Genomic DNA, 714 nt, shown 5'->3' on the forward strand with positions numbered 1-714 from the left:
GGCTGCAGACTGTCGATGCCCGCCTTCACCGCGCCGCGGTTGGTCGTCGGCGGAACCAGCAGCGTGGCGTTGGCGGCGAACTCCACCAGGCCGAGGTTGATGCCGGGGGTGAGCTGGCCGGCGAACTGAGTGGCGGCCTGTTCGGCGGCCTTGAGCCGGTTGGGCGGCACGTCGTTGGACGCCATCGACTCCGAGACGTCGATCACCAGCATCACCACCGCGCGGTTGAGCGGGATGCGGACATCGGACGTCGGTCGCGCGCATGGACTGCGACATGTCGATCACCAGCATGATGACGGCGCGGTTGCGCGGGATGCGCATGTCGTGGGTGGGGGTGGCCAGCGCGATCGTCAAAAACACCAGGCACAGCAGCGATATGGCGATCGGCAGGTGCCGCCACGGCGACTGTGCAACCGGGGCCTCGGTGTACCGGTGCAGGCGTTGGCGGCGCCGGGCCGCGACGTAGACGTAGAGGCCCAGCAGGGCCAGCGGCACCAATCCGAACAACAACAGGGCGGGACGCTGGAACCCGTAGAGCGGTAACGGGCCGATACCGGGAAGCGTCATGCGGCACGCCTCACCAACAGCGATCCGCGTGGTACCGCCATCGGCTCACCTCCCGATCTGGCCGCCTCCTCGAACTCCGGCGGTGCATGGGCCGCGGCCGGAGGATTAGCCGGCGTCGAGATCGCGCCGCTGGGTGATGTTGATGTC

General features: G+C 68.5%; 1 pseudogene. It reads right to left on the reverse strand.

Annotated features, from left to right (window positions below):
* Nucleotides 1-567 (reverse strand): annotated as a pseudogene (locus A5625_RS28695) (VWA domain-containing protein); the annotation flags it as partial.
* Nucleotides 568-714 lie beyond the last annotated feature (147 nt).

The sequence above is a fragment of the Mycobacterium sp. 1465703.0 genome (assembly GCF_001672975.1).
Lineage (GTDB): Bacteria > Actinomycetota > Actinomycetes > Mycobacteriales > Mycobacteriaceae > Mycobacterium.